At 74.9% G+C, this 3,548-nt stretch carries 5 protein-coding genes; 4 read left to right on the top strand and 1 reads right to left on the bottom strand.

Translation table 11 applies throughout. The features are described 5' to 3' along the window. The 4 genes from F2B26_RS15090 to F2B26_RS15075 form a co-directional block, all read left to right on the top strand. On the top strand, positions 1 to 310 hold a 310-nt coding region (locus tag F2B26_RS15090; protein ID WP_159810756.1), incomplete at its 5' end, for a helix-turn-helix domain-containing protein. A 45-nt stretch (positions 311 to 355) separates the two neighbouring features. Then, complete coding sequence (locus tag F2B26_RS15085; protein WP_201292770.1) at positions 356 to 991, top strand: DUF1345 domain-containing protein; 636 nt, start codon at positions 356 to 358, stop codon at positions 989 to 991. 279 nt (positions 992 to 1,270) lie between these two features. Beyond that, on the top strand, positions 1,271 to 1,918 hold the full coding sequence (locus F2B26_RS15080) for a hypothetical protein (RefSeq protein ID WP_159810754.1): 648 nt from the start codon (positions 1,271 to 1,273) through the stop codon (positions 1,916 to 1,918). An 88-nt stretch (positions 1,919 to 2,006) separates the two neighbouring features. Further along, on the top strand, positions 2,007 to 2,267 hold the full coding sequence (locus tag F2B26_RS15075; protein ID WP_159810752.1) for a hypothetical protein: 261 nt from the start codon (positions 2,007 to 2,009) through the stop codon (positions 2,265 to 2,267). An 8-nt stretch (positions 2,268 to 2,275) separates the two neighbouring features. On the opposite strand, the gene F2B26_RS15070 is transcribed toward F2B26_RS15075, so the two are convergent. Continuing rightward, the gene (locus tag F2B26_RS15070) at positions 2,276 to 3,469 is read right to left on the bottom strand and encodes an O-succinylhomoserine sulfhydrylase (protein WP_159810758.1); all 1,194 of its coding nucleotides are present in this window, start codon (positions 3,467 to 3,469) and stop codon (positions 2,276 to 2,278) included. Positions 3,470 to 3,548 lie beyond the last annotated feature (79 nt).

Raw genomic sequence — 3,548 nt, 5'->3', positions numbered from 1 at the left:
CGCCGAGGCCCCGGCCCGCCCCTGGACGCTCACCGAGCTGGCGGCCCGCGCGCACCTGGCGCCGCGGACCTTCACCCGCCGGTTCCGCGACGAGACCGGCACCTCGGTGCACCGCTGGTTGGTGACCGAAAGGCTGGAGCGGGCCCGCGCCCTGCTCGAGTCCGGCGACCTCCCGGTGGCGGCCGTGGCGCAGGCGGTCGGGTTCACCAGCCCCGTGACCTTCCGCCAGCAGTTCGTCGCGCACGTCGGGGTGCCGCCCGCGCAGTACCGGCGCACGTTCGCCGGCGCAGGCTCCAGCGCAGACGCCTGAGGCGCGTCGTCCCGCACGCACATCCTCGTGGGGTTCACTGGTCGCGTGCAGCAGCCGTTCCCCGGCCGGTTCGCCGACCCGTCCCCCCTGGTCCGTCTGCTCGTCGCTGCGGTCGTGGGTGTGCTCGTCGGGCTGCTGCCTCGCTGGCCGACGGTCGTCGGTGCGCTGCTCGGCGCCTGGGCGGCCACCGGGGCGGTGTACTCGCTGTGGACCCTGGCGGTCACCATGCCGATGGGGCCGGCGCAGACCGCCGGCCACGCGACCCGGGAGGAGCCGACGCGGTTCGGCGCCCATGTCGTCGTCCTGGTCGCGGCGCTGGCCAGCCTGGCCGGGGTGGGTGTCGTGCTCACCCAGCGCAACCAGCCGTCGACCCTCGTCGCGACCCTGGCCGCCGTCGCGGTGTCCTGGACGACGCTGCACACCATGAGCGCGCTGCGGTACGCGCGGATGTACTACACGCCCCCGGTCGGCGGGATCGACTTCCACCAGACCACACCGCCGCGCTACACCGACTTCGCGTACGTGGCGTTCACGGTGGGCATGAGCTTCGCGATCTCGGACACCGACCTCGGCTCGTCCCGGATGCGGGGGCACGCCCTTGGGCATGCGCTGCTGTCGTACCTGTTCGGCACCGTGATCGTCGCGCTGCTCGTCAACCTCATCGCCGGTCTGGGGCCGTGACGGGCCAGATGTGAACGGCGGCGCCCGCGGGTCGCGCAGGTGTGAACGACCCGCCGCGGCAGCCCGACGGGCCATCGGCGCTGCTCAGCGGACCGACATCGGCGCGCAGGGCCGGCAGCGGTGCGGCCGCGCGCCGCTCGCCTCGCGTCGGACGAACCCGCGCACCTACCCTGCCGACATGTCATGGACCCGGAGCTGGTGTCGCTGAAGCAGCGACCCGCACGTCGCTGAGGCCGTCCGGCCCGCTGCGTGCACCACTCCGCCCGGAAGGCACGTCCCATGACCCTGCTCGCCCCTGCCCCGTCCCCGCACACCACGTCCGCCCGCGCCGGCCGCACCGAGGCCCCGGCCGTCGGCGCACCCCGGACCGGGGCTCTGCCCACCGACGCACCCCGGACCGGCACCTCGTCGGCCGGCTCGCGTCGGGCCTCCTCGGCGCCGGCCGGCACCGACCTGATCGGTGGCCGTCGCACCGCACCCCGGCTGCACGTCGACCGGCTCGACCTGCCGCCCGACGTCGTCGAGGCCCGGCCCGAGTCCGAGTCGCAGATCGTCGCCGCGGCGCGTGAGGCGCACGTCGTGCGGCTGCGGCACTCGGCCGCGGTCCCGTCCGACGGCGCCCTCGCCCGGGTGATCGCCCTGGTGGAGGAGGAGCTCGCCGCCGCGGGCCGCCGCCGCGCCGAGGTGCGGCTCACCCTCGAGCTGCAGGTCGCGGTCGTGGCGGACGCCGCCTCCGTGGCCCGTAAGCGCACCGAGCTCTCGCACCTCGATGCGCTGTCCGGGCTGTCCTGGTCGCCGTCGGCCACCTGGGTGGTCACCACCGCCGAACGGCTCGTGGACGACGTCCTGGCCGCCGCCGAGCACCTCGACGTCGACGATGTGCTGCTCATCCCGCTCGGGGCCCGGGCCGCGGCGGCCATCCGCTGACGGCTCGCGCTGCGGCCCGGGCGCCGTCGACCTACCGTGAACAGGTCGACGGCGCCCGGTCGTCGGCGACGCGACCTTGAGGTGGACGATGACCGATCACCCGAGCAGCACCCGCGGACCTGGACGCCCGCCCGCCGACGAGGAGCCCGTCGACCGCGCGTCGGCCGAGCACTCCAGCCCGGGCCCCGAACCGGCGGACGTCGGCGGCCACGGCCGGCACAGCCGGTCGGACGCCTCGTCCTCACCCGGCCCGGAGCCGCGTGACCTGGACCCGGACGACCCGCAGTGGAACTCGGGCAGCGACGCGCGCTCGAACCCCGGCCCGCGCGAGGCCGACCTGGAGCGCTGACCCCCGGCTCAGACCGCGGCGAGGGCCTGGGCCAGGTCGTCGCGCAGGTCGGCGACGTCCTCCAGGCCGACCGACAGCCGGACCGTCGTCTCGGCGATGCCGACCTTCGCCCGGCCCTCCGGCCCGAGCTTGCGGTGCGTCGTCGTCGCCGGGTGGGTGACGATCGACTTCGCGTCGCCCAGGTTGTTCGACAGGTCGACCACCCGCAGCGCGTCCAGGAAGGCGAATGTCGCCCGCTTGGCCTCGCGCCAGTCCGACGGGTCGGCGACCGCCAGGTCGAACGTGACCACGGTGCCGCCGCCGGTCTGCTGCGCCCGGGCCAGCTCGTGCTGCGGGTGCGAGGGCAGGTAGGGGTAGCGCACCCGGCCGACACCCGGCTGGGCCTCCAACCAGGTCGCGAGCTCGAGGGCGCCGGCGGTCTGGTGGCGCACCCGCAGGGACATGGTCTCCAGCCCCTTGAGCAGCACCCACGCGTTGAACGGCGACAGCGACGGCCCGGTGTTGCGGATGAACAGCTGCACCGGCCCCTCGACGAACTCCCGAGGCCCGAGGATCGCGCCGCCGAGCACCCGGCCCTGCCCGTCGATGTGCTTGGTCGCCGAGTACACGACGACGTCCGCACCCAGCGTGAGCGGTTTGGACAGCACGGGCGTCGCGAACACGTTGTCCACCACGACGGTGGCCCCGGCCGCATGCGCCAGCTCGCTCACCGCGGCGATGTCGACGAGGTCCTGCATCGGGTTGGACGGCGTCTCGAAGAACACCACGTCGGCCGGGGTGGCGAGCGCCTCCTGCCACTGGGACAGGACGTGCCCGTCGACGTAGTCGGTGCGCACACCCCACTTCGCGAGGATCTCGTCGAAGATGACGACCGACGAGCCGAACAGCGCCCGCGCCGCCACGATCCGCGACCCGGACCGCACGAGGGCGGCCAGCGTGGTGAAGACCGCGGCCATCCCGGTGGCCGTCGCGTAGCAGGCCTGCGCCCCCTCGAGCAGCCGCAGCCGCTCCTCGAAGGTCGAGACGGTCGGGTTGCCGTACCGGGAGTACAGGAACCGGTCGAGCTTGTTGCCGAACCCGGCCTCGGCCGCGGCCGCATCGTCGTAGACGTAGCCCTGGGTGAGGAACAGCGCCTCGGACATCTCCTGGAACTCGCTGCGCACCAGACCGCCGCGCACCGCGAGCGTGTCGGGGCGCAGCAGGTCGCGGTCGAGCCGCCGGGAGTCCCAGTCGCCCGGACCGGGGGCGCCGGACGGGCCGCGGGGCGGACGGGCGGGGGTC

The sequence above is a fragment of the Cellulomonas citrea genome, from assembly GCF_009829685.1.
Classification (GTDB): domain Bacteria; phylum Actinomycetota; class Actinomycetes; order Actinomycetales; family Cellulomonadaceae; genus Cellulomonas; species Cellulomonas citrea.
This window is presented reverse-complemented; position numbering and strand designations above follow the sequence as displayed.

Excerpts from the sequence above, each read along its gene's own strand:
- F2B26_RS15080 (WP_159810754.1), top strand. The coding sequence starts at position 1,271 with ATGACCCTGCTCGCCCCTGCCCCGTCCCCGCACACCACGTCCGCCCGC.
- F2B26_RS15075 (WP_159810752.1), top strand. The coding sequence starts at position 2,007 with ATGACCGATCACCCGAGCAGCACCCGCGGACCTGGACGCCCGCCCGCC.